The sequence below is a fragment of the Actinomycetospora rhizophila genome (assembly GCF_042657905.1).
Taxonomy (GTDB): Bacteria; Actinomycetota; Actinomycetes; order Mycobacteriales; family Pseudonocardiaceae; genus Actinomycetospora; species Actinomycetospora rhizophila.
The window spans coordinates 413,793-437,729 of the sequence record NZ_JBHSKG010000001.1; the positions used below are offsets into that span (position 1 = coordinate 413,793).

General features: G+C 67.9%; 15 protein-coding genes and 3 pseudogenes. 9 read left to right on the forward strand and 9 right to left on the reverse strand.

From position 1 onward, the window contains the following. Window positions 1–25 precede the first annotated feature (25 nt). On the reverse strand, window positions 26–2,140 hold the full coding sequence (locus tag ACFPK1_RS01980; protein WP_378019210.1) for a 3'-5' exonuclease: 2,115 nt from the start codon (window positions 2,138–2,140) through the stop codon (window positions 26–28). A 107-nt stretch (window positions 2,141–2,247) separates the two neighbouring features. Continuing rightward, complete coding sequence (locus ACFPK1_RS01985; RefSeq protein ID WP_378019211.1) at window positions 2,248–3,387, reverse strand: DNA cytosine methyltransferase; 1,140 nt, start codon at window positions 3,385–3,387, stop codon at window positions 2,248–2,250. A gap of 206 nt (window positions 3,388–3,593) precedes the next feature. Between ACFPK1_RS01985 and ACFPK1_RS01990 the strand changes: the two genes are divergently transcribed. The 8 genes and pseudogenes from ACFPK1_RS01990 (at window position 3,594) to drmB (ending at window position 18,794) form a co-directional block, all read left to right on the forward strand. Then, complete coding sequence (locus ACFPK1_RS01990) at window positions 3,594–5,504, forward strand: hypothetical protein (protein WP_378019212.1); 1,911 nt, start codon at window positions 3,594–3,596, stop codon at window positions 5,502–5,504. Further along, a complete protein-coding gene (locus ACFPK1_RS01995) occupies window positions 5,501–6,445 on the forward strand; it encodes a hypothetical protein (protein ID WP_378019213.1) in 945 nt (314 codons plus the stop codon). Before ACFPK1_RS01990 ends, ACFPK1_RS01995 begins: the two co-directional genes overlap by 4 nt. Before the next feature lie 61 nt (window positions 6,446–6,506). Beyond that, on the forward strand, window positions 6,507–7,271 hold the full coding sequence (locus ACFPK1_RS02000) for a DUF6339 family protein (RefSeq protein ID WP_378019214.1): 765 nt from the start codon (window positions 6,507–6,509) through the stop codon (window positions 7,269–7,271). Continuing rightward, window positions 7,165–7,641, forward strand: a pseudogene (locus ACFPK1_RS02005) (sacsin N-terminal ATP-binding-like domain-containing protein); the annotation flags it as partial. The gene ACFPK1_RS02000 and the pseudogene ACFPK1_RS02005, both read left to right, overlap by 107 nt. Before the next feature lie 3,090 nt (window positions 7,642–10,731). Beyond that, window positions 10,732–11,925: pseudogene (locus ACFPK1_RS02010) on the forward strand (DEAD/DEAH box helicase); the annotation flags it as partial. Continuing rightward, window positions 11,922–13,748 carry a UvrD-helicase domain-containing protein gene (locus ACFPK1_RS02015; protein WP_378019215.1) on the forward strand — a complete coding sequence of 609 codons (1,827 nt, stop codon included), beginning with the start codon at window positions 11,922–11,924 and terminating at the stop codon, window positions 13,746–13,748. The pseudogene ACFPK1_RS02010 and the gene ACFPK1_RS02015, both read left to right, overlap by 4 nt. Further along, on the forward strand, window positions 13,741–16,965 hold the full coding sequence (locus ACFPK1_RS02020; protein ID WP_378019216.1) for a helicase-related protein: 3,225 nt from the start codon (window positions 13,741–13,743) through the stop codon (window positions 16,963–16,965). Before ACFPK1_RS02015 ends, ACFPK1_RS02020 begins: the two co-directional genes overlap by 8 nt. 47 nt (window positions 16,966–17,012) lie before the next feature. Further along, on the forward strand, window positions 17,013–18,794 hold the full coding sequence (gene drmB, locus ACFPK1_RS02025) for a DrmB family protein (protein ID WP_378019217.1): 1,782 nt from the start codon (window positions 17,013–17,015) through the stop codon (window positions 18,792–18,794). Window positions 18,795–18,804: 10 nt separating this feature from the next. Here drmB and ACFPK1_RS02030 read toward each other — a convergent pair whose 3' ends face one another. Next, window positions 18,805–19,890 carry a DNA cytosine methyltransferase gene (locus ACFPK1_RS02030; RefSeq protein WP_378019218.1) on the reverse strand — a complete coding sequence of 362 codons (1,086 nt, stop codon included), beginning with the start codon at window positions 19,888–19,890 and terminating at the stop codon, window positions 18,805–18,807. A gap of 72 nt (window positions 19,891–19,962) precedes the next feature. Between ACFPK1_RS02030 and ACFPK1_RS02035 the strand changes: the two genes are divergently transcribed. Continuing rightward, a complete protein-coding gene (locus tag ACFPK1_RS02035; protein WP_378019219.1) occupies window positions 19,963–20,400 on the forward strand; it encodes a very short patch repair endonuclease in 438 nt (145 codons plus the stop codon). Window positions 20,401–20,535: 135 nt separating this feature from the next. Here the strand turns inward: ACFPK1_RS02035 and ACFPK1_RS02040 are convergent, their stop codons facing one another. The 6 genes and pseudogenes from ACFPK1_RS02040 to ACFPK1_RS02065 all read right to left on the reverse strand — a co-directional run. After that, a complete protein-coding gene (locus ACFPK1_RS02040; RefSeq protein ID WP_378019220.1) occupies window positions 20,536–20,943 on the reverse strand; it encodes a hypothetical protein in 408 nt (135 codons plus the stop codon). After that, window positions 20,940–22,016, reverse strand: coding sequence for a WXG100 family type VII secretion target (locus tag ACFPK1_RS02045; protein WP_378019221.1), 1,077 nt, complete (start codon window positions 22,014–22,016; stop codon window positions 20,940–20,942). The genes ACFPK1_RS02040 and ACFPK1_RS02045 overlap by 4 nt, the downstream gene beginning before the upstream one ends. Then, entirely contained in the window at window positions 22,016–22,339 is a 324-nt protein-coding gene (locus ACFPK1_RS02050; protein ID WP_378019565.1) for a hypothetical protein, read from the reverse strand. The genes ACFPK1_RS02045 and ACFPK1_RS02050 overlap by 1 nt, the downstream gene beginning before the upstream one ends. Window positions 22,340–22,392: 53 nt before the next feature. Continuing rightward, window positions 22,393–22,953, reverse strand: coding sequence for a hypothetical protein (locus ACFPK1_RS02055; protein WP_378019222.1), 561 nt, complete (start codon window positions 22,951–22,953; stop codon window positions 22,393–22,395). Between the two features lie 165 nt (window positions 22,954–23,118). Then, complete coding sequence (locus ACFPK1_RS02060; protein WP_378019223.1) at window positions 23,119–23,583, reverse strand: MOSC domain-containing protein; 465 nt, start codon at window positions 23,581–23,583, stop codon at window positions 23,119–23,121. 46 nt (window positions 23,584–23,629) lie between these two features. Continuing rightward, window positions 23,630–23,926, reverse strand: a pseudogene (locus tag ACFPK1_RS02065) (MOSC domain-containing protein); the annotation flags it as partial. Between the last annotated feature and the right edge of the window lie 11 nt (window positions 23,927–23,937).

Genomic DNA, 23,937 nt, shown 5'->3' on the forward strand with positions numbered 1-23,937 from the left:
TGCTTCGGCATCGTCCAGACAGCTCTCAGTGTGGTGCGGGCAGGAACGGGCTGGGAGTCCGCGCCCAGGTGACCACCAGCCGATCGCGCGCGCGGCTGCAGGCCACATAGAACAGCGAACGCTCGCGGGCCACTCCCGCCTCACGTTCGAGGCTCGGAAGCTGGTCGATGACGAAGTCGAGGGGAAGGACGCCCTTCTGCGCGCCGACGACGACCACCGCTGAGAACTCGGTTCCTTTGGAGCGGTGCATCGTGGCGAGCTTGACGGCGTCGCGGTCCCCGGGGCCGTCCCTGTCGATGATCTCGACCGCGACGCCCACCCGTTCCAACGCGCCGCGTACCTGGTCCTGTTCGGTACCGCGTCGGGACAGCACCGCGATCGACCGCGCCTCGACCTTCTCAGAGAGCCACTGCTCGACTGTCTCGGTCACGAACTGCATCTGCTCGGCGTCGGAGGTGAAGCCCCGCACCTCGGGTGAGGGCCCGTCGAACGCCGAGTGATATCCGGCCACCGTGTCTGGATCGCCGTCGAGGTCGACCACCCCCGCTCGGTCCATCACGTCCATCGCGAAACGCAGATTCTGACGTGTGGTGCGGTAGTTCAACGTCAGACGACGTGAGCGTCCGCGGGTGTCGATGCCGAGACGTCCAAGAGTGAGCCGTTCACCGTAGATGCGCTGGTGACCGTCCTCGCAGAGGAACATGTCGTTAGGCCCCGGGGCGACCAGTCGGCGCAGGACACGCCAGTGGCCGGCATGGAGGTCCTGGCCCTCGTCGACGACGACATGGTCGAAGGAAGGAGCCAGCGGCCGCAGCTCCGGATCAGCCAGGATCTCCGCGGCTCGTCCCGAGAGTACGTCGTATGTGGTCCGCCCGTCAGACGCCACGTCGCGCCGGAACGCTTCGAAGACGCGCCACACGGCCGTTCGCTGTACACGGGTGAGGCGGGTTCCGCGACCGGTGCGTCGGGCCTTCAGGTAGGCGTCCTTGGTCGCGACGGACTGGGCGAGGACGACTGCACGGTATTCACCGGCGAGGAACGACGGAGTCAGACTCGGGGCGAGGTCGTTCGGAACCCCGGCCTCGTGGACCGCGCGACTCCAGCGCTGATTCTCCTCGCGTGGATCGAGGGGCTGTCCCGGATGTCCGTCGACCGATTCGACGACTCGACGGACGACCTGGTCCACCCCGAGGACTTCGGCCCGCTTCGCTGAGTCCGGAGCCAACAGGCTGCTCAGATCACCGCGCAGGTTCGCCGCGAGGTTTCGTGTGAAGGCGCAGAGGAGCACGCTCCCGCGTGCGGCGAGGTGCGCCGTGCGATGCAGCGCCACGACGGTCTTGCCGGTCCCGGCGCCGCCGGCGAGCCGGAACGGACCGTTGTATGTCTCGCGATACGCGATCGAGCGCTGAGTGGGGTGGAGGTAGGTCCGCCAGGCCGCGAAATCGCCCTCGAGCATTCGCCGGAGCTCGTCGTCCGTGTCCAGGTAGACGAACTCCATGCGGCTGGTCGGCAGCCGGACCGCGACGGCAGGGTCGTCCGCGGCTGCGGGCTTCTCGTTTCCGTACGTCGCCCGGACGTCATCGAGGGAGGCGCCGGTGGCGAGATCGAGGAGCACCTGTTGCTGCCAGGCGGGGAGGTCGACGGCAAGGCTGAGGATGTCGTCCTCGCTGGTGAGCCGGACAGCTTCGGCGGCGACCTCGGCGTTGATCCCGACCTCGATCAGTTCCTCCGGCGTGAACGGAAGGACCTGTGGGCTGTCCAGAAGGGTGGGACGGGTGCGGAACGTGTCGACGGTCTTCTCGACGGCCGACGGTCGATAGACCTCCATGGCTCCGTTGGCCGGGTTGACCTCGTAGACCAACGAGCCTGCGAGTTCGTAGGCGTCGTCGTGGTTCTTGATCGCGGCGAGGAGCCACGTCGGTTCGGTGTCGTCGCTGACCGCGAACATGACAGCGCGGTACTGCTGGTCCACACGGGCCGTGCGAACCTTGGGATCGGCAGGGTTCTTCGGCTTCTTCAGGTCGAGACCAGTGAGGTCGGCGTTGCTGTTGAGCTTGGCCAGAAAGTCCCAGGCTCTCGCCTTGATCGAACCATCGAGCTCGAGGTCCTTGTGGAACTGCCTCGACATGAAGACGCCCATCAGCGATGCCCTCCTCGGTGCTGGCGTATCGATGATCCACCCGCGACCCGACAATCGGCGCCTGGTGCTCGGGCTCTTGCGACGGACCGACGGCGCGGGCGGTGAGATCAGTGGCTGAACAGCGTCGGTTCGGAGGACCGGTCGAAGAAGTCGTCCCGGACCGGGCGCGGCAGGAGTCGGTCGAGGGTTCCTTCTCGGACCTCGGGGGACCAGGACTCGTTGACGCAGTTGTCGAGCAGCGCCGGTGGGAGCGTCAAGCCCAGTACCGCGGCGAGCGCATGCGCCCCGAGCCGAGGAGGGATCGCGTTGCCGATCTGCTGTCCCTGGTTCTTTCCCGACCAGGGGTAGTCGAGAGGGAACGTCTGCAGACGGCCGGCCTCCGCGGGCGAGAGCCTTCCGGCTGTCCCGCTGATGCCCTCGCCCTCGAGCCGAACGCGACCGACCTTGCCGGTGATCGTCGCCGCCGGCTCCTCGGAGCTCCTGCGTCCCCGATCGGCGGGGTCTCCATTGGTGCCGTAGTTGGAGACGGCGACGAAGTCGCTCGCTCGCGCGACAACCCCGCTCATCGTCTCCCACGGTTGTAACTGATCATCGCCCTGGTCGCGCGCCACCCCCCGTCGATAGGCCCGGTGCGTCGGGCTCGGCAGTCGCGGTCGATGGCGACGGTGCGCGAGGAGCAATGCGCGCCGTCGCGTCTGCGGAACCCCGTACTCCTCCGTGCCGAGCACACCAACGTCGGTGTGGTACCCGTGGCGATTCAGGACGATCTCTATCGACTTCCACACGGGGAGAACGGCGGGGACCTGCTCCAGGACGACCGCCTCGTACGGATGGCCGGCCCTCTCAGCCTCCAGCAGCCATCGGAGTGGTTCGAGAACGAGCCCTGTCCGCTCGTCGTCGAGTGCCCCGAGGTCCTTCTTGACGTTCTCGCCCCTGTCCAACCGCCCGATCATCGCGAGCACCTTCTGCAGGGCCCTTCGCCCGTTGCCTGCTCCGGCGATGGTGAACGTCTGGCAGGGCGGACCGGCTGTCAGGATCGTGGCGGTCGGGAGGTCCGACGGCACGAGCCGTCGTACGTCGTCGGAGACGGTGAGCAGTCCGGCTGCTTCCCGCGTGGCGCAGGCGTCGTCGTCCCACTCGACCCCGAGGGCGCGGATGCCGAGCCAGGTCGCAGCGACGTCGAGACCGCCCGGCCCAGCGAACAGATCGACGAGCCGGACGTCCGGCGACGGTTCCTCCGAGGCCACGGGGCGGATGCTACCGGCGGAACGTCCGTGCCCCGTGCCGACGGGGTGATCGCTGAGCGGCCTCCCGGCTGGGCTTCCAACCGGACGTAACGGACGTCCGGGTGCGGAGCGATGGCACCGCGTGAGAGAGATCGCTTCGGGGCGGATCCTGAAGTACCCTCCGGGCCGCGCGGGGCCGGATGGAGTAAGAGGGGGTCAGCTGCAGCGTGGTTGCTGTCTGGAAGTGGGAGCGCCAGAGCCCTACCTACGGGAACTACGGGAACGCCAACCAGTGGACGCTGAACGCAGGTCTCGACTCCTTGGCCCGGGAGACCGCACAGAACTCGAACGACGCCAGGCGGTCCACAGAGCCCGCCGAGCTGGTCTACACCTTGATCCGATTGACGGGCGAACGCCGTCGTCGATTCGAGGAAGCGATGGGGTGGGACCAGCTCGAACCCCACCTCCGGTCGATGGGCTCCGCGGCGGCGGGCGCGGTCACGGCCGGTCAGATCCAGGCGAACCTCGAGATCATGCGGAACGCGCCGGCTCTGACCCTGCTGCGCATCGCCGATTACGGCTGTAGAGGGCTCGGTGGGCCCGAACTGACGGTCGGCGACCCGGCGGACTACGGGGACTTCATCAAGCTCTGTCGGCTCGACCTCTTCAGCGGTAAGGACGAGGGGGCCGGCGGCTCCTTCGGTCTGGGGAAGGCCGTCTACTGGCGCTTCTCCCGCATCCAGACCGTCATCTTCAACTCTTCCCTCCCCGCGGTCGCAGGTGATCGACCTCGGACCCGCCTTTTCGGGGTGAACCAGGGCGTGGTCCACCGCGTGGGCACGCAGGGCTACCAAGGTCGGGGATGCTTCGGTGATCTCGACGACGCCGGCAACGTGGTCTCCTCCTGGGACGACGAACGCCTCGCCGATGACCTGTACCTGGGACGTCACGACCCGCGTCCCGGGACCTCAGCTCTTCTCGTCGGCTTCCACGATCCCGACCAGCCTGAGAAGCTGCTGCGCGGGAACGAACTGGCAGAGCTGCACGATCTCGCCAAGGAGCTCCGGAACGGCATCGAGGAGAATTTCTGGCCGTTGTTGACCCGAGGTGGACTACGAGTCCGGATCGAGGTCGACGACGGCGAGCAGCTACTCGAGGAGCGGGTGGACCCGGAGGAGACCTTCACCGAACTCGTCCGCGCTCTCCGGCGGTTCGACGCCGGTGACGTCGACCAGCACCTCGGCGACCCCTACTCGGTCGTCGTCAGGGACGTTCCGGTGGAGATCTCGCGTCGTCGCACCGGCGACAAGCATCCGAAGTTCGGTCACACCGCCAAGCTCGTCGTGACGATTTCGGACACACAGAAGGACACGCTGGAGAACCAGGTGTGTCTGTTCCGCAGACCCGAGATGGTCGTCCAGAAGCTGCCTCGCACGTTCGAGGGGACGACTTATCACGCCTTCCTCGTGGCAGGTGCCGCGATGAGACCCGGTGATCCGCCACAGGATGACGTCCGCGCCGACGATTTCCTGCGCTTCTCCGAACCTCCGGCACACGACCGTTGGGTCCCCGGACGGGGAGCCTCGCAGGCCAATCTCAGCGCGCACTACGTCGCGCCATGGCTCCCGAACCTCCGTGCCATCGAGAAGAACGTGATGGCGGCGCTCGTCGGCCTCTTCGGCAGCACCATGGGAGACACGGCCAAGCCGCCTCGAGCTGTGGTGAAGAACCTCGACTTCCTGCGCGGATCGGCTGGTCCGGGTGGCGCGGGGACGACGTCGAAGAAGCCCGACGTCGACATCAAGGCATGGGAGGTCGAGGACGGCCGCTGGCACATCACTTTTGAGGTCAGGGCGAGGAACAGGGCGGAGGGCTGGTCGATGCGCCCGTCCCTGGCGCTGGTCGGGCTCGACGGCTCTCACCAGCTCGTCCCCTGGGAGCACCTGGAGTCGCTCACCACGGACGCGTCGGTGGCCGACGGCATTCTGCAAGTACCTCGGATCGGGCGGGGGCGATCGACCACCGTGCGGCTGCGCGCCTCCAGTACTCGCGAACTGCTTGTGCCTGCAGGCGAGACGGGAATCGACGTCGTTCTGAGGGAAACCGGCCCGCTCGCGACGGCGCAGGTGACGACATGAGCGTTCGCTTCGCCTGGCCCGTTCTGGCCGCTCCACCACAGGTCGATCTCCAGGATCTCCAGCTCGATGAGGCTCCGGCTCGCGGCATCACGAAGGACCAGGACCACCTCCGGGTGGTCCTGCCCGGAGACCACGCGTGGGACCGCTTCAGTTGCCGAGTGCTTGTCGCGACCGACGAGGACGGCTCGGTCTTCGAGGACCTGATCTGTTACGTCGTCGCTTCGTCGCGTGACTCCGCCACGCGGGTGCCGTTCGTGCTGTCGGGCCTCCCCGGGGATGGCCTGGTGGAGATCCATCGAGACGAGATCGCTCGCGACGTGATCCTGACCGTCGAGGTGGCTGCGGTCCATCACGGTCGCCGGCGTGTGATCGGTCGGTCCGCTCCCTGGACCGTTGTCGCCCAGGTCGGTGTGGCCCCGAGGACGGCCGGAGGATTGCCCTTCGGGTTGACGTGGGTCGACTTCTCCTCCGAGGACGCCCCCGCCGTCGTGAAGGGCTCGCCCCTTGCCTCAGCCGTCATGGAGACAACGCTCGGAGCGACACCGCAGTTGCTGCTGAACTCCGCGCTCCCCGGCTTGCGGGATCTGCTCCACGCCGACTCGGCGAAGCTCGAGCGGCGTCGACTCCGGGATCTCCTGGGAAGCGACGTCGCTCGGCTGGCGGTCTCCTCGCTGATGCGAGCGGCCGCGGCCGAGGTGGTCGAGGCGGACGACGGAACGGTCATCGCTCCTCAGGAGGACCTGCACCGGCAGGTGTGCGAGGCCATCGCCGAGGTGATGGGTGGCATGGGGTCGGTCGAGGAGCTCTACCAACGTCTGGCCGGCGGTGATTCGGACTCCTCGTCCGGCGATCTCTGGAGTCGAATCGATCTCGCCATCGACGAGGTGGTGGGGCGTCGGGGCGCCGTGGCGACGGCCTGTGAGGAGATCAGGGTTGTCTGAGCTTCGACGACTCGTGTCTGCGGATCTGATCTGGTCCCGCGACCCAGAGGAGGTCAGGGAGATGTCGCAGCTGGTTCGCCGTCGCCATGGCGAGATCGTCGGCACCGATGTGTTCGACGAGCTGATGGTCGAGTTCGTGCGTCGGCGTGTGGACGGTGCCTGGGACGAGGACCGAGCCGCTTCGGATCGCTGGCTGGCCCCACGGCTGCACTTCGCGCTGCGTCTCACCCGGAGTGAGGCCGCTGACCGCCTGATGTGGGCCTGGATCGCCAACCGCTACCTCGAGGTCGTTCAGTGGCGCTGGTCGGACGCCAAGGGCGACGTCGCGGTGGACCGCCTCGTGGGTCCGATTCACAAGCAGGCGTTCGCGCGCCTGTGGTGGGGCGCGGAGCTGTTCCGCGACGGAACGGACTACCGGACAGTCGAGCGTGCGTTCGTGCTCCAAGATCTTCCGAACAGCTATCTGCACCGCCCTCTGGTGCGCTGCCGATCCTTGGCCCTGGGGCTTCTCGAGGTCCTGGTACCGACAACGGCGGATGGCTCGGGCGGCTCGGCCTCGGAGGTCAACGAACTGGCGCGGGTTCTCAACCTGGTCACCGCCGGTTGTCCGCCCGAGGTCGAGACGGGCTTCCAACAGGACGATCGCTCCGGCTACCTCCGGTGGGTCGGGCGAGGCGTCCCCCGGCCGACCTCGTGGCAGCCGTTGCCGGCCGGACCGGATGTCGAGGACACGACTCCAGAGTCGGTCGCGGCAGGCGCTGAGATCGCGAGGCGAGGCAGAGAGCTGGCTCAGAAAGCCGTTGCGGAGGGAGCGCATCGTGACTGAAGAGCGTCCGCCCGACAATCCGGTGCTGGAGCTCGTCGAAGCCCAGACGATCCGTGCGCTCGGGGTGTATCGCGTCGATCCCGGGCTCGTCGAGGAGCATGCGAACAACGAGCGACGGATCGAGCAGGGTGGCTACGGAGATCGACAGATCTTCGAACTGGTGCAGAATGCCGCAGACGAGCTGCGGACCAAGTCCGGCGGCGAGATCGCTGTCACGCTGACGGCCACGACCTTGTACTGCGCGAACGAGGGATCGCCGGTGACCGCCGAGGGAGCGGACACCATTCTCAGGATGAGCGTCTCGAAGAAGCGTGGAGGCCAGATCGGTCGCTTCGGTGTCGGGGTCAAGTCTGTGTTGGCCATCTGCGACGCGCCGCAGTTCTTCAGCACCTTCGGCGAGGACGAGCTCTTCGCTTTCGGGTTCGACCGCGAGTGGTCGGCGAAGCGAATCCGAGCCGTACAGACCGATGCAGTCAACACCCCGGTTCTGCGCATGGCACGTCCACTCGACGGCGACGACGAGCGAACCGACGATCCCGTCCTCGACGAGATGCTCACCTGGGCGACCACAGTGGTACGCCTACCCTTGAAAGAGGGCGCCGCAGAGCGACTGGCACGCGACCTGAGGTCTTTCCCGGTCGAGTTCCCGCTGTTCTCACCGCACGTCGGAACGGTGACCTTGTCGGATCGCCGCCGCGCCAGGGTCGACCGACAGTTCTTCCTCCGGCAGGAGGGAGTGACCCACACGCTGCAGGAGGAGACGCCGAACGGCGACACCGTTCAGCACCACTGGCGCGTGTTCACCCGTGCGCACCGGCCGAGCGAGGGAGCGCTCGCCTCTGCCGGTGAGCTCCACGACCGGCCGACGATCGATATCAGCTGGGCGGTGCCTCGGAGTGCGCAGTCCCGCGGGCTCTTCTGGTCCTATTTCCCTACCAAGTTCGCGACTCTGCTGCGCGGTATCCTCAATGCTCCCTGGAAGACCTCGGAGGATCGTCAGGCGATCTTCGATGGGAACGCATTCAACGAGGAGCTCATCGAAGTCGCGGCGGACCTCGTGGTTGAGTCTCTGCCGCACCTGGTCGCGCAGGACGACCCCGGCTCCTACCTCGCCTATCTGCCCGGTCGAGGTCGAGAGGCACCCCAGTTCGCCGACGAAAAGCTGACCGCCGCCATCTGGCGCGCTACGGGACGGAACCCGTCCGTCGTTGATCAAGACGGTCGGCTCCGTCGGCCGGCCGATGTGCGACTTCACCCTGAGAACCTCGATCGCGCTCTTCTCGATCTCTGGGCCGGCTCCCCGCAACGTCCATCGGATTGGGTGCATCCGTCGCTCGAGTCGCGTGAGCGACGTGCCCGCGTCGAGCAGATCTTCGAGTCGGCCGGCTGCAGGGCGAGTACCGTGACCCGGTGGCTCGAGGCGCTCGTTGCGTCTCGCGAACCTGCGGCCAGCGCGACGGCGATCAGCATCGTGGCTCGGCTCCAGGACAACGAGCACTCCTTGGCGAAGCAGGCGCTGGAGGCGAAGGTCGTTCTCACCGAACGGGGCGATCTGGTCGCGCCGCGCCCGGGAACCGTGTTTCTTCGGTCGGACGTCGGCTCCGTGGCTGATGATCTCGTGTACGTGAACCGTCGAGTTCTTGACAAGTTCGGCATCGCGAGCGCGTTGTCCAGCCTTCGCATCAACGAGGCGGATGCGAACGGGCGCCTGTCCGCCGCAGCCGACCGCGGATTCGGTTCCTACGATGACGAGGACTGGCAACGCTTCTGGGAGCTGACGCGGGAGGCGGGACCCGCGAGCACGTTCGAGGTGCTGAAGGATCGACCCAGAGGACTCGAACAGCTCCGTGTCCGGGTCGTGGCCGGGCAGTTCCGCCCGATCGCGGAGGTGCTCCGGCCAGGGCGGGTCGTGCCGGCCGACGGCAGCCGCGATCAGCTCATCGCCCTCGACGACGGTTTCCATGCCCCGGACCTCACTGTCCTCTCGTCACTCGGGCTCCTCGAGAGCCCCGCTCCTCGTGTCGATCCCACCAAGGAGGAGTGGTACGAGGACTACCGCGAAGCGGCGTGGCACGCGTTCATGCGAGCCTTGCCTGCCGACGCCCGCCGGCCGCAACTCGCGACGATGCAGGTCGAGGGCACTCCTCCTGCCGGCCCCCTGCGCCTGCTGAGCAAGCTGAGCCCTGAAGGGGCTGCGGCGTTCCTCGAGCACGTCCCAGCGTCGGGGCTGGTCCAGAACTGGTCGATCCAGATGGGGCGCCAGCAGACCACCAGGCGGCAATTCCAGTCCCCATTGGCCTGGATGGCCCGTCGGCACGGATGGCTCCAGACGTCGCTGGGCCTGTTGCGTGTCCGCGAGACAGTGGGGCCCTCCCTGAAGACTCATGAGGACGTCCTTCCGGTCGCGCGGGTCGGCGAGCTGACCGGCGACGTTCTCAAACTGCCCGCCAGCGTCGAGGCAGTGCCGGAAGCCACGTGGCGTCGCGCCATCGCAAGACTCGAAGCCCCGGAGCAGGAGCACCTGCCCGGACAGCTCTACGCGCTCATGCTGCGACACGGGGCCACCTGGCCCGACGGTGTTCGTACCTGGTGCCGCGTCGGGACCTCCTGGGAGCAGAGGGACGACCCCGAGATCGCCGTGAGCGCCACGCGCGAGGATTACGACGAGCTGGTCCGAGCCGGGAGTCCGGTTCTCCTGATGGAGTCCGACGACGATGCGGCGTTGCTCATCGAGCAGTGGGGCATGAAGCGTGGGGCCGATCTCATCAAGAAGGAGCTCCGGGTCGTTCCACAGGCAGACCCCGAAGTCATCCTGGACCTGTTTCCCGCGCTGAAGGCGCGAAAGCAGCGGGTCGACGGCTGGTCTGTCCAGCGATGCTCCGAACTCGAGCGACTGGTCCACTCGCCTCAGGGCGTGAGCGCCACCCCGCTGAGTCGAGCCAGCAAGGACATGACGGTCCTCGTGCTCGAACCCGAGGACGATCTGGCCACTCTGCGGGCCGTGGACGCCGAGCTCTCTCTGGGGCTCGGTCCGGCGCAGTGTCGCGCACTGATCGAGAACCAGGCGAAGAGGGCGAGGTCGCAGAAGGTCCAGGAGATCCGTAAGACTGCCTCGGTCCCGGAGAAGGTCGTCCGCCTCTTGGGTGAAGAGGCACTCCGCGGTCGACTGCCGGAAGGACTCGAGGCAGCCGAGAAGCGCCGTCGCGGGCGCCCTCTCACCTCGGTCGAGGTGGGGCAGCTGGCGATCGACGCGCACGGACCCGGTCTGCTTCGGGAGTACGCGGAGGAGGTCGCAGGTCGCACCGAGAACGCTCCGCGGTCGTACATCGGCAACGAGAGCGCGCGACGTTTTGTGGCCGACCTCGGACTGCCGAACACCTTCGCGGGCGCCTCGGTGCCGGCGCCGCCGGTGACCGAGACCGTCGCGGGTCCCTCGATGTACCCGGCGCTCCACGACTATCAGGAGACCCTCGCGACGAGGATGCGCGACCTGCTCCTCGAGTCGACTCCGAAGCGGGCCCTGCTCCGCCTGCCTACAGGAGCGGGGAAGACGCGCGTCGCTGTTGAGGCCGTGATCAGGGTCGTCAAGGCGCGCGCCCTCTCGGGCCCGGTCCTGTGGATCGCCGAGTCCAACGAGCTCTGCGAGCAGGCGGTGCAGAGCTGGAAGTTCGTCTGGAGCAAGGTCGGGCCGGAGGAAGAGCTGACGATCTCCCGGTTCTGGGGCGGCAACGACGTCGTGCCGGTCGAGGAGAACACCCACCTCGTCGTTGCGACCGATGCGACCCTCAACCAGCGACTGGACCGCGAGGATCTGGGGTGGTTGCGCCGTCCCGCGCTGGTCATTGTCGACGAGGCACATCGTGCGACGACTCCGACCTATACACGGATCTTCGAGAGGCTGGGCCTCAGCCTGCAGGCACGACGAACCGACCGCCCCTTGATCGGGCTCACGGCGACCCCGTTCCGTGGTCGGAACGAGGCAGAGACGAGATTGCTCGTCGAGCGATTCGGCCGGAACAGGCTCGACGAGGACCTCTTCGGTGAGGAGGAGCCGGCCGTCGTACTGCAGCGAAGCGGTGTCCTGGCGCGAGTGCAGCACCGAGAGCTCGCAGGTTCGACGATGAGGCTTTCGGAGGACCAGAAGGCGCACGCCGACAGGATGGGCACGCTCCCGGCGGCCGCGGAGGCGCAGCTGGGTCAAGACGAGGCCCGCAACAACACTCTGATCAGGGAGATCGTCGCCCTGCCGGCCGACTGGGCCGTCCTGGTCTTTGCCGTATCCGTCGAGCACGCGAAGTTCCTGGCTGCATCGCTCAACGCACGCGGGGTCAAGGCAGCCTCCATCGACGGGTCGACACCGCCCGGACAACGGCGCCAGACCATCGAGTCCTATCGGCGGAAGGAAATCCGGGTCCTCACCAACTACGGAGTCCTCGCACAGGGCTTTGATGCGCCGGCGACCCGTGCCGTCGTTGTCGCGCGTCCTACCTTCAGCCCGAACGTCTACCAACAGATGATCGGCCGCGGGCTCCGTGGACCCGAGAACGGCGGCTCGCCTGACTGTCTCATTCTCGATGTCAGCGACAACATCGAGAACTTCGAGGGTCAGCTGGCCTGGTCGGGCTTCGAGTACCTCTGGGCTGACGACCGATGAGTGCGCCCGATGAGAACTACGACCTCACCGATGAGCAGCGCCGAATCGTGGAGCTCCCGGCGGACGCGACCACCCTGGTGACGGCCGGCCCGGGGACCGGCAAGACCCACACGCTCGCGCATCGGGTGGCGCATCTCCTCGATGCAGAGGGGTTGGCCGGCCACGAGGTCCTCGTGCTCACCTTCTCGCGCGCAGCTGTCGCTACCTTGAGGCACCGCCTGCGTGAACTAGGCGGGGACGTCGCACGTGTCCGTGCTCGTACGTTCGACTCCTGGGCCTTGGAAATTCTTCGCGAGGCCGGGCGGGAGGGGATCGATCTCGACGGGAACTTCGACCGGCGAATCCGTGAAGCGACCCAACTTCTGGGTGACGATTCGGTGGAGTTGCGCGAGGACCTCCGCCACGTCGTCGTCGATGAGGTCCAGGACCTCGTGGGTGCGCGCCGCAGGCTCGTTCACACGCTCCTCAGCGAGTTCGAGTGCGGCTTCACGCTGGTCGGCGACCTCGCCCAGGCGATCTACGGCTTCCAGGCGGACACGGCCGACCGCGACAGTACCTTCATAGCGGACCTGCGAAGGTCATTCCCCGCTCTCGTGGAACTCGAGCTCTCCACGAGCTTCCGGTTCAAGAGCGACGACGCGAGACGAGCGCTCGTCCACGGGGTCGCGCTCCGGGACAACAGAGGGCAGGAGGGTAGGCTCCGCGAACTGCGGGACACACTTGAGTCACTCGACCACCTCGGCCCCTTGGGCAGCGAATTCGCTCTTGGAATGTTGAGGGAGACCGGGACCTCGACAGCGATCCTCTGCCGCACGAACGGTGAGGCGCTGCTCGTGTCCGAGACGCTCCGACAGAACGATGTCCGGCATCGGTTGAGGCGAGCTGCGACGGATCGGGCGGTGCCAGGATGGTTGGCTGAGTTGGTCGACCGCTCGAACAGTGTCACGTTGACCCGAGATCGGTTCGACGCCGTAGCTCAGGACCTCGGCCTGGAGAACCTGGATGTCTCCTGGTCGCTCTTGCTGCGGGTCGCCGCGGACAGGGGTCGCCGCGTCCTGGATCTCGTTCGGCTACGGGACGCGATAGCCGCAGGTCGCCTTCCCGACGAGATCGTGGCTGAGCCAGAAGCCGACCTGGTCGTGAGCAGTTTCCATCGCGCGAAGGGCCTCGAGTTCGACCACGTGATCATTGTCGATCCGAGCAACGTGCACTGGAAGCACGTGGACGCCGAAGCATCGGGCGAAGAGGCGCGACTGCTCTACGTGGCTCTGACGCGGGCGCGTGACCAACTTTGGGCTACCGATCCGGTGCGGTCGTGGCAGGTCCGGAAGGCGGACAAGATCGATCGTTGGGGCAGGTATGGCCGCGAACCCTGGAAGCGTCTCGGGCTCGAAGGTGGGGCCGGGGACGTCGAGGCGCAGATTCCCGGCTGGTACGACGACCGGACGATCGTGGAGCAGGAACAAGCCGGCAATGCCGCTCGCTTGCGGAGCGGAGATCTCGTCGATCTGGTTCGGACCGACACCGTAGTGCCGGACGGCGAGGCGCCGGACTACACCGTCATGTGCCGGGGAGAGGCCGTCGGCGGGGCGTCGCCGCGATTTCGACGAGTACTTCGGGGGTTCATGCAGCAGCACCCCGGTAGCCGGCCCCGGACGTACCCCTCAGTGATACGGGGGCTGCGCGTCGACTCGCTGGAGACCGTCGTCGAAGGCGCCGCCGCCACTCGGCAGGCGGGCCTGAACGATCTCGGGGTGCGGCGGGTGCCGCGGCTCGTCGGACTGTCGTGGTTCGAGTACGCGAAAGGCGGCACAGATGCCTGACCTCGGTCCGCACTACGGCTTCAGGAATGAGCTCGCCGATCGCCTCCTGGCGGATCTCCTCGGACCTGCTCTCGGCGACGAGGAGATCCTCGACGAGGAGCCGCTGTCGGCGTACGTGACCGGCGTTCTTCATGCCCGACGGGCCGGGGCCGAGTCGCGCCGGGACGAAGCAGAGGCGCGCGAGGACGATGTCGGCGAGTCTCGCGTGCGCAACGACGAGGTCGTCGACACCGGGATCTCGATCTCGAGCGTGCAGAAGCCGTCCGCGATGGGGCTGACCTTCTCTGTCGACCCTGAGCGCAGCCCCTCCCTGCAGATCGAGATCCGTGCAGCGAGATACGAGCCGATCGACGATACGGGCCGTGTCGTCACGGCAACGCGCGCCGAGCGACGAGGCGTGGACACAGACTCCGTTCGGTGGAGACGCAGTCCGTTGACGCCCACGATCCTCGAGGTGGGCGTCATCGGTGCGGACGCGGAACGCCATCGCGTCGGGGATGGGCTCGAGCTCCGAGTGAAACGGCGCGTTCCGACCGCGAGCGGTCTGCTCCCGATCACCGTCAGCCTCGTGAACACGGCTGTCGTCGATCAGGCAGAGGTGCTCGACCCGTACTGCTGGTTCCAACCTGGTGTCACCGTGTCGACGACCTCGCCCGCGATCGTCGACCGCACGCGAACGCGTGAGGAGGCGCCGCCGGATGTCGTCACCGCGTCTCTCCTCCATCGCCACGCGCCGAGCTTCGCCACCGGACATGGTTGCTCTGTCGACTGGCCGAGCTGGACGCCGCCGGCGCCCGGCGAGGTCGGAGCCGAGCCGGCACGTACCGGCAGGCTCGTGACTGCATGGGTGCCCTCTCGCGACGTCCTGCTCACCGAATCCAATCCCTCGGTCGGCGACATCAGCATGCAGGAGCTCGCCCTTGCTCCCGAGGATGTCGTGCGCTCGCGCCTCCTGACGATCGTCGACGCCTACGAGGTCTGGATCGGCGCACGTCGCGACGAGGCGGAAGAGCTGAGCGGCACGCCGTACGCGGAGGTGGCAATCCAACACCTCGACGAGTGCGCGACGGCTGCGAGGAGGATGAGGAGCGGAATCGCGCTGCTTCAGGACGAGCAGGTGATGCGGGCATTTCGACTCGCGAACGAGACGATGGCCGTGCAGCGCGCCCGGTCGGCGTGGGTCCGTGCTGGTCGCGTCGGCGAGCCCGATCTCAGCGCGGCGAGCTGGCGACCTTTCCAGATCGGTTTCGTGCTCCTGTGCCTCGACGGGATCGCGGACGCGAGCCACGAGGACCGCGACGTTGCAGATCTCCTCTGGTTCCCGACCGGCGGAGGGAAGACGGAGGCCTACCTCGGTCTGATCGCTTTCACGACCTATCTTCGTCGCCTTCGAGGCGGGGCGCAGGGAGCCGGGGTCACCGTGCTCATGCGCTACACACTGCGGTTGCTGACCCTGCAGCAGTTCGAGCGGGCGGCCGCGCTGATCTGTGCGATGGAGGTCGTCCGGCGTCGGGAGCAGGACCTCGGCAGGGAGCCCATGTCGATCGGTATGTGGGTCGGGCGCGCCGCTACACCGAACTCGCTGAAGGAGGCGAAGAAGGCTCTCGAGCAGCTGGCCGCCGGCAAGCAGCTCGATGAGGAGAACCCTGTCCAGCTGACGTCGTGTCCCTGGTGCGGGACACCGATCGATCACAACGACTACGAGGTCGACGAGAGGGCTACGCGCCTTGTAGTCCGATGCCCCTCGTCGTCATGTCCCTTCCTGGACGGCATCCCGGTCCACGTCGTGGACGAGACGATCTATCACGCTCACCCGACCCTCGTGATCGCCACGTCGGACAAGTTCGCGCTGATGACGTGGAAGGCTGACGTCGCCGCCGTCTTCAACCGGCTCGGGTCGCTCGAGGGGACCCCACCACCAGAATTGATCGTTCAGGACGAGTTGCATCTGATCTCTGGTCCGCTCGGCAGCCTCGCCGGTTTGTACGAGACGGCCGTGGACTACGCCTCCGGCAGCCCCAAGGTCATCGCCTCGACCGCGACGATCCGACGAGCCGATGAACAGGGCCGTCGGCTGTTCGATCGAACAACACGGCAGTTTCCGCCGCCCGGCCTCGACGCACGCGACTCGTGGTTCGCCGTCGAGGCGCCAGCGGCGAGGAGAGCTACCCGCAGCTATGTCGGTGTGCTGGCGCCCGGGACGAGCCAGGCGACCCTTCTGATCCGTACGTATGCATCACTCCTCCACCACGCCGCGAGGATCGACGCGCCGGCGGTAGTGAGAGATGCCTACTGGACGCTTGTCGGCTACTTCAGCAGCCTGCGACTGCTCTCAGCGGCCGAGCTCCAGGTTCATGCGGACGTGGTGGAGCGACTCGGCCAACTCGCGCATCGGGATGGGGGCCTTTCACGCTCCGGTGAGCTCCTGCTGAGCGAGTTGACGAGCCGGCTCAGATCGAGCGAGGTGCCTACCCGTCTTCAGGAGCTCTTCACCGCGATCGGGGACGACGCCCAGCCGCTCGATGTCGTGCTGGCAACCAACATGATCTCGGTTGGTGTGGACGTCGACCGGCTCGGGTTGATGGCGGTGATGGGACAACCTCAGGCGACCGCCGAGTACATCCAGGCGACCAGCCGTGTTGGCCGGCGTGATCCCGGGCTCGTCGTGACGATGTACAACGCGTCTCGGTCGCGGGATCGCTCGCACTACGAGAGTTTTGTGCCCTATCACTCGGCGCTGTACCGCCAGGTCGAATCGACCAGCGTCACTCCGTTCGCGCCACGAGCCCGTGATCGGGCATTGCACGCGGCGCTGGTCGCGATGTTGCGCATGACCGAGCCGCTGGCGCGTGCAGATGAGGCCGCTGCATCACTCGACACATTCGAGGGGAAAGCCGAGGACCTGATCGAGCTGATCGGGAGGAGGGCGCGCAGCATGGATCACTCGGTGCGGCACGGTGGAAGCGAGGTCAGTGAGGACGAAGAGTTCGTCGTTGCTGAGCTCGAGGAGTTTCTCGATCGTTGGCGCGACCTTTCGCGTACCAACTCGAGGCTCCGGTACGAACCACGGCGCACCTTCGGGTCGGGCCCTCGGGACCCGGCGGCGGCTCTTCTCCGCGGGTACGAGCAGGACGACGACCTGCAGCTCGCCACCGAGACCATGTGGAGCCTGCGGGACGTGGACGTGGAGTGCCCCCTCTATCTGGAGCGTCACTGATGCCGAGACGTGGTGCCGGACGCCCGCGACGGAGCGGCCCTGTAGTCATGGCGGACCCGGTCGGGCGCGTACGCCGAGGGCAGCTGGTGACCACCTACGGCGTGGGAGCGATGATCGCCGCGGAAGAGCGCTCGTTCATCGTGACCGCGATCGACCGGTGGGCTGTCCCGCAGGAGCCAGACCTCCAGGAGTTCCGACTTCAGCGCCGGCTCAAGGTGGCCGGTTTCCATCGACCGCCGACTCCTGGCGAGGACGAGCGTGGAGGCAACGGCGTCCACGTCCGTGTCTTCCCGGAGATGTACACCTGTTCTGGCTCGGAGGCCACAGGCGCAGTTCCGTGCCAGTACAACCTTGCCGAGTACAAGCGGTTCGAGCCGACGAAGAAGAACGAGTGCTCCGCCTGTTACGGCTCTCTAACCCCGTCGCGATTCGTCGTCGCTTGCGAGAACGGGCACCTCGACGACTTCCCGTACTGGCAGTGGGTGCATCGCGGCAGGTCGGGAGGCGACACGGCTGGCGGCCCGCACAAGCTGTCGTTCCGCTCGAGCGGTCGAACCTCGGCCCTCAGATCGATCGTCATCGGATGCAGCTGCGGAGCCTCGGCGTCGATGGAGGGCTCCTTCGGGCGTGGCGCCCTGCGCGAGATTGGTTACAGCTGTCGAGGTGGGCGGCCGTGGCTCGGCCGTGACAGCGCGGAGCAGGGTTGTGACGCCATGCCGCGCACGCTGCAGCGAGGCTCTTCCTCGGCATGGTTCGCGGTGATGAGTTCCGCCCTCTCCATCCCGCCGTTCACGGAGGCACTTCACCGGGCGATCGGGGACCGTGCTGAGGAGTGGAGCGCCCTCCCCGATGACATGATCGGGAAGGTGGCTCGCAAGGTGCCGGCGTTGGACCGCTACTCGGTCGAGGACATCGTCGCCGCAGTTCGCCAACGTGAGGCTTACGGCGAAGAAGAGGACGTAGCGGACATAGGGTCCGTGTTGCGGCAGGAGGAGTACCGCCAGCTCTTGCACGAGACGGCGACGGAGAACGGCGAGTTCGAGACCGAGATCGCTTCCGACGAGCGTCCGATTGACGGCGTCGAGCCGGCCATGCTCGTGACCCGACTCAGAGAGGTCCGCGCGCTCCACGGCTTCACTCGCGTTGATCCACCGGCGGGAGCCGGCGATGCACGGGTGGTTCCCGTCTCCGGAGATGGACGAGCTCCGTGGCTTCCGGCCATCGAAGTGATCGGTGAGGGTGTGTTCCTTCGCCTTGACCCGGACCGGCTCGAGCAATGGGAGCAGGTCCGGGGACCAGGCTCGGCCCATGAGCGCGCTGAAGTGGTTCGTGCGGCCCATGAGCGCATGCAGCGCGACCACGGCATTGACCTGTCCGAGTTTCCCTCGCCAGTGACGAGTCGTCTGATGCTGGTGCACTCCATTGCCCACGTCGTCATCAACGAGTGGAGCCTGCAGGCCGGTTACCCGGCCGCGTCCCTGCGCGAGCGCATTTACGTCTCCGACGACATGGCCGGGTTTCTCGTCTATACGGCGACGAGCGACTCAGCCGGGAGTCTCGGTGGCCTCGTGGAGTTGGGGAGACCCGAAGCTCTTCGGAGTTCCCTCGAGTCAGCCCTTCAGCGTGCGTCATGGTGTTCTGCCGACCCGTTGTGCCTGGAGGCAGAAGCTTCCGGAGCCGATTCACTGAACCTCGCGGCTTGCCACGCCTGCCTTCTGCTCCCGGAGACGAGCTGCGAGTACAACAACACCTTCCTCGACCGCGCCATGCTCGTGGGCACGCCCCAGGACCCGAAGGCAGGCTATTTCGCAGAGGTCACGGAGGCGTAGAGGAGCCACATCAGCCGTACTGTCGGGCGATCGTCACACCGATGGCACGTGCCAGAAGAGGTGGAACGGCGTTACCGATCTGTCTCGCGATCTGCGCTCGGTTGCCGCACCACTGATGGTCCAGCGGGAAGGACTGCAGAATCGCCGCCTCGGCAGGAGTGATGGGACGGTGATCGGAAGGGTGGAGGAATCGCCCTTTCTCGGGTTTGAAGAACTCGGTGCGGATCGTCACGGACGGCTTGTCCCAGCGGAGTCGTCCCATGACGTCCATCTGCCCGCTCTTGTGCCGACGCCAGCAAGGGGCGAGGAGTTCGTCCGGAAGATCGGCTCGGCTACCACCCGGAGGGATCGCTTCGATTCTCTCACGCGTGACCGACTGGACCTCTCTGGTCACGTGCAGCTGGTGAGTCTTGAAGGCTCCCGGCAGCTCGCGGCTATCGAACTCGTAGGTCGCGTCCGGCAGATCGGGCACCGGCTCGCCCGCGGTCTCCTCGAGCAGTCGAAACGCGTCGCCGACCGAGTTGTACAGCCCTTCCTGGGTGATAGTCGGACGGAACGCGGGCAGGGGAGGAACCGAGCGGCGGCGTCCGACCACCACGGCTCGGCGGCGGCGTTGCGGAACGCCATAGGCGGCCGCGTCGAGGACCGAAGCTGTGAGGCGGTACTCGCGCAGCGGGCCCCTTCCCTCCTGGGCCTTCAACATCTCCCATTCCGGAGACCGCAGGAACGCCGCCACGTTCTCGATGACGAAGTAGTCAGGACGGATGCGTTCGAGCGTGCGGAGGTACTCGCGCCACAAGGTGTTGCGCGGATCGAGGGGGTCGCGGCGACCGAGGTCGGAGAACCCCTGACACGGCGGTCCCCCGACGACGACGTCCGCCGAGGGGATGTCGTCCCACTCCTCGATGTCCTGGTGGAACAGGTGGTCGCGGCCAAAGTTCGCGGCGTAGCTCGCGGCTGCTGCGTGGTCGTGCTCGACGGCGGCGAGGACCTTGAATCGAGCCCGTACACCAGGCACGAGAGCGGCGTCGAGGAACCCTCTTGTGAGGCCACCGCAGCCTGAGAACAGATCGACGAGCCGGAGGGTACGTCCCACCCGTCGAACCTATCCGTCGGTCGGTCGGCGAGACTGGCGACACGGCGAGCGACGCACCACGAGGAGAGCCAGGTGGACGAGAAGCCGGTCCCGTCCTCGCCCGCGGTCAGCGATCGGATGAGTGTCGCGAGACGTCGTGACACGGCGGCCGAGATGTTGGTCCGTCGCGAGGCCCACCGCCGAGGACTTCGCTATCGGGTCGACTCCCCGCTGCCGGGCATGCCGCGTCGTCGGGCTGACATGCTCTTCACCCGCGCGATGGTGGCAGTCTTCATCGACGGCTGCTTCTGGCACGCCTGCCCGATCCACCAGACCTGGCCGAAGGCAAACAGCTCTTGGTGGGCGAACAAGCTGTTGAAGAATGTCGAACGCGACCGAGACACCGATCGCCGTCTCGATGAAATGGGCTGGGTCGTCCTCCGTTATTGGGAACACGAAGACCCCGTAGAAGTGACCGACCACATCGAGGTAACTGTTCGCGGGCCGACGCGCGGCGGCAGCGGGGCCTGACGAGAAGTCTCTCTCGCGGTGCCGCCTTGCGAGGTCGGCGCTCGCGATCTGGGCTTGCTTCCAAGGAGTGGGTCGCTGGCCAGGCGGATAGCGTCCCGTTGTGTGTCGGAGTCGTCGACGCCCGAAGGTCAGCACTCAGTCGGGGCTCCAGTTCCCCATCCGCCGTTGCTGTTCGCGCAGAGCGTTGGGGAGGAGATCGACGACCTGCCGACCCTCCTCGTGAGGTTGGGGAAGGGCTTCGAGGAAGCCGGTCGCGATGACGGTCTGGAGGAAGTCTTCGCCGGTCTCGTAGAGATCGGAGAGCGCCTGCGCTGCTCCTTGGGCGTCCCGGACCTCGTCGGGCTCGGTCGAGGCGGCGGCCTGGCGGTACCAGCGGCCTACATCTCCGAGAACGATCGTCGGGATGCCATAGCCGAGGTCGTTGTGGCAGTCCTCGACGATGCGTCGGACGGCATCGGACGTCGCGCCGAGCGCGGCGTCGATGCGGGATTCCTGGGCGAGCTCGAACTCGGTGGGCTGGTCCTCGGCGTCATCGTCGATCACCACGTCCTCCCGAGGGCGTCGAGCAGGTTGGCGAGCTCGTTCTGGGCGACTCCGCGATCCTGCGGCGAGGCGTGAGGATTCTGGCGCAGCCACCGCTTGATTGCGCGGATGTTGTCGATCCCCTTCTGGATGTGCATCTTGCCGCCCACTGTCGCGCCCGACGCCCGTTCCCAACGGATCGCGTCGGCCGTCGTGCCGTCACCGATGCGGGTCGGACTGTTCGCGCCGTGATAGAGCGCGTCGACGATCCGGTTCAGGCGGGCGTTCTTCACGGTCGGTCGCTGCGCCGACGGCCGGATCGGGGGCCCGGCGCCTGCACTCCCGCCCGAACCGAGAGGTTCGACTCTGTCGTCGCCGCTTGCGTTGATCGCCATCGAGATCGCGCCGGCCCCAGCGATGCCGGCCCCGGTGGCGACGAGGCCGGCCGACGCGACGGTCAGCGGGACGCCGGCCGGGGCGCCTGCGCCCGTGACGGTGAGCGCGCCACCACCCACCGCGCCCGTCCCGCCGAGCAGCATCAGGCCCGCGCCGCCGGCCATGGCCGCCACAGCGGGAAGGTTGTTGATCGCGGCGTTGCCGAGCGACGCCATCGCGTTGACGGCGTCGCGCCCGACGTCGCCGAGCACGTCGCCGACGTCCTCCCAGAAGCTCGGGCTCACCGGTGCGGCCGCGGCGGCCTCGTCGAGCATGCGCGCCGCGCCGTCGCCCGCCGCCGCCAGCTGTGCTCGAGCATCGTCGAGGACGGCCCTCCCCGGCTCACCGATGCCGACCGCTTCGACCGCCCGGCGCTGCGCCCAGTCGAGGGTCTCGGCGTAGATGTCGAGCGCGCGGCTCGCGGTGGTGAAGGCGGCACCGGCGTCCTGCCAGGCGGGCGGTTGCAGCGCGAACCGCTCGCGGAAGGCGTCAGCGGCCTCCCCGCTCCAACCGTCCGGGGTGCTGATGCGCGCGAGCCCGTCACCGGCCTGCGTGAGGTCGCCGGCGAAGGCGACCATCGAGCGGGCGATCGCCCGCGCTGCCTCGGCGTCGCCGGGGACGAGGAGGAGCGGGTCGGCAATCTCGCCCAGCTCGGCCATCAGCGCGGCGCCGGGTCCTCGCCCGGACGGCGAAGCACGGGATCGAGGGCGCCGGCCGTCGCGTCCTCCGCGCGCAGGTACGCCGCCGCTGCCACGCCGAGGTGCTCGCCGGCCGCGCGACCGTCCTCGACGAGGTGCGTGACGCCGACCTGCCAGCGTTCGCAGAAGCCGGCGAGGCTCGTGGCCAGGCGCTGGTGGCCGAGCGCGTCGGCGCCGGCCGACAGCGACCCCACCGGATGCGCGCTGACCTGGCCGACCGTGCGGGCGATGCCGTCGGCCGCGGCCCGCAGCGCCGCGAGATCGACCTGGTAGCCGTCGCTCATTCCGGCAGCGTGGCAAGCACGCACCCGCTGGCGCAGGCGAACGGGAGAAGTGGTCACGCGCGCGCGGCGCGGATCCCGACCGGCTCGGTGATGCCGACGGTGCGACACGCGTCGACGAGACGAGCCACCACGCGACCCACACCCAGCGCGCTCCACTCGGTCGCCGTCGCCCCGATCGTGACGGCGTGCGGCGGGCCGTCTCCGAGCCACCATCGCCAGGGAACGGGCTGCTCGAAGGCGACCCCGGCGTCGTCCGCGAGGCGAGCAGGCGACAGGCCCTCCTCCTCGAGACCGGACGAAGCGTGGAGGATGGCGTCGCCGTGATCGGCGACGAGCGATGAGCCGCCGGAGTCGAGCATGAGGCACACACGCGTGTGCGCTCCTGGTGCCGCGAGCGCGAACCAGGCCTGCCCCTCGAGGAGACGCCGCGTGACCGATCTGGCCGTGCCCGGGACGTGGTACTCGAGTCCCGCGAGCTCGAGCGCGCCGAATCGCTCGAGCGTTCGCACGGCCGCGTCGGTCAGCGCCTCCACGGGAAGTGGCTGGCCGTCGGGCTCGACCTGGAACCAGCCGCAGAGACCGTCGCCGAACCAGGGGCCACCGGCGTCGTTCATCCCCCACGCACCCCGCGCCGACCCATCGATCACCGAGCTCCACCCGAGAGTCGCGCTCAGCGCGTGGAAGACGCTGTAGCAGTCGTGTTCGTCGTCCGGGGGGCCGGCGAGGCGACCGTGGACACCGAGTGCGAGGGACGAGACGGGCATCGCGTGGATCCTGGGCTACGTCACCCGGAGCTCGTCGCCGACCGCGACCTCGCCCGGCTCCAGGACCGTGTACTTCGCCCCGAAGACGACGCCCTTGTCGGTGAGCCGGTAGGTCGCGAGCGTCTCCAGCGGCTCGGGACCGACGCGGGCGCCCGTCTGCTGGTCGACGGTGACGACGGCGCAGCGCACGGCCTGCTTGGAGAAGGCGAGGTCTGCCGTTCCAAGCGCAACGCGGTCGAGCCCGTCCTCGGCGTGGGCGGCGCAGGCGGTGAGGACGACGTTGGCGCGGAAGCGCTCGATCGGGATCGGCTCGCCGGTGCGTTCCGCGGCGCGGTCGGAGAGGTCGTCCGCGGCGGCGCGCGAGAGCAGCAGCAGCGGAGCCGCTGTCGGCCCAGCCGGACAGGCCGGGCACGAGGCCGTCGGTCGGGCGATGGTGCTCGGGCGTGACGCCGACCAGCCGGCTCTCGACCCCGAGCACATCGGAGAACCAGGCGGCGGCCTCGTCGCCTTGGTCGACCGCCGGGTGCGACGTGCTGAAGATCTCGACCTGCCGGCGCTGGCCGTCGTCGACCACGTCGACGGTGCAGTCCGGGCGGCCGCCGGCGGACAGCGTCAGCCGGGCGCCGCCGAGGTGCGGCCGGACCGTCGCCAGGAGGGGGTGGCGCCGCTGCGTCTTGAACCGGCCGTCGGGCGCCACGACCATGAACCGCCGGTCGCCGGCGAGCCCGGTCGGGGTGACCTCGCGGCGTTCCACCGCCATCCCCGCGCAGCCCTTGATCGGGAAGACCGTCAGGGACGCGACGCGAGCGACCGCCTCGACCATGCCGTCAGCGT

Excerpts from the sequence above, each read along its gene's own strand:
- ACFPK1_RS01995 (WP_378019213.1), top strand. The coding sequence starts at position 5,501 with ATGAGCGTTCGCTTCGCCTGGCCCGTTCTGGCCGCTCCACCACAGGTC.
- ACFPK1_RS02000 (WP_378019214.1), top strand. The coding sequence starts at position 6,507 with ATGTCGCAGCTGGTTCGCCGTCGCCATGGCGAGATCGTCGGCACCGAT.
- drmB (WP_378019217.1), top strand. The coding sequence starts at position 17,013 with ATGGCGGACCCGGTCGGGCGCGTACGCCGAGGGCAGCTGGTGACCACC.
- ACFPK1_RS01980 (WP_378019210.1), bottom strand. The coding sequence starts at position 2,140 with ATGGGCGTCTTCATGTCGAGGCAGTTCCACAAGGACCTCGAGCTCGAT.
- ACFPK1_RS02020 (WP_378019216.1), top strand. The coding sequence starts at position 13,741 with ATGCCTGACCTCGGTCCGCACTACGGCTTCAGGAATGAGCTCGCCGAT.
- ACFPK1_RS02060 (WP_378019223.1), bottom strand. The coding sequence starts at position 23,583 with ATGTGCTCGGGGTCGAGAGCCGGCTGGTCGGCGTCACGCCCGAGCACC.
- ACFPK1_RS02055 (WP_378019222.1), bottom strand. The coding sequence starts at position 22,953 with ATGAACGACGCCGGTGGCCCCTGGTTCGGCGACGGTCTCTGCGGCTGG.
- ACFPK1_RS02050 (WP_378019565.1), bottom strand. The coding sequence starts at position 22,339 with ATGAGCGACGGCTACCAGGTCGATCTCGCGGCGCTGCGGGCCGCGGCC.
- ACFPK1_RS02015 (WP_378019215.1), top strand. The coding sequence starts at position 11,922 with ATGAGTGCGCCCGATGAGAACTACGACCTCACCGATGAGCAGCGCCGA.
- ACFPK1_RS02045 (WP_378019221.1), bottom strand. The coding sequence starts at position 22,016 with ATGGCCGAGCTGGGCGAGATTGCCGACCCGCTCCTCCTCGTCCCCGGC.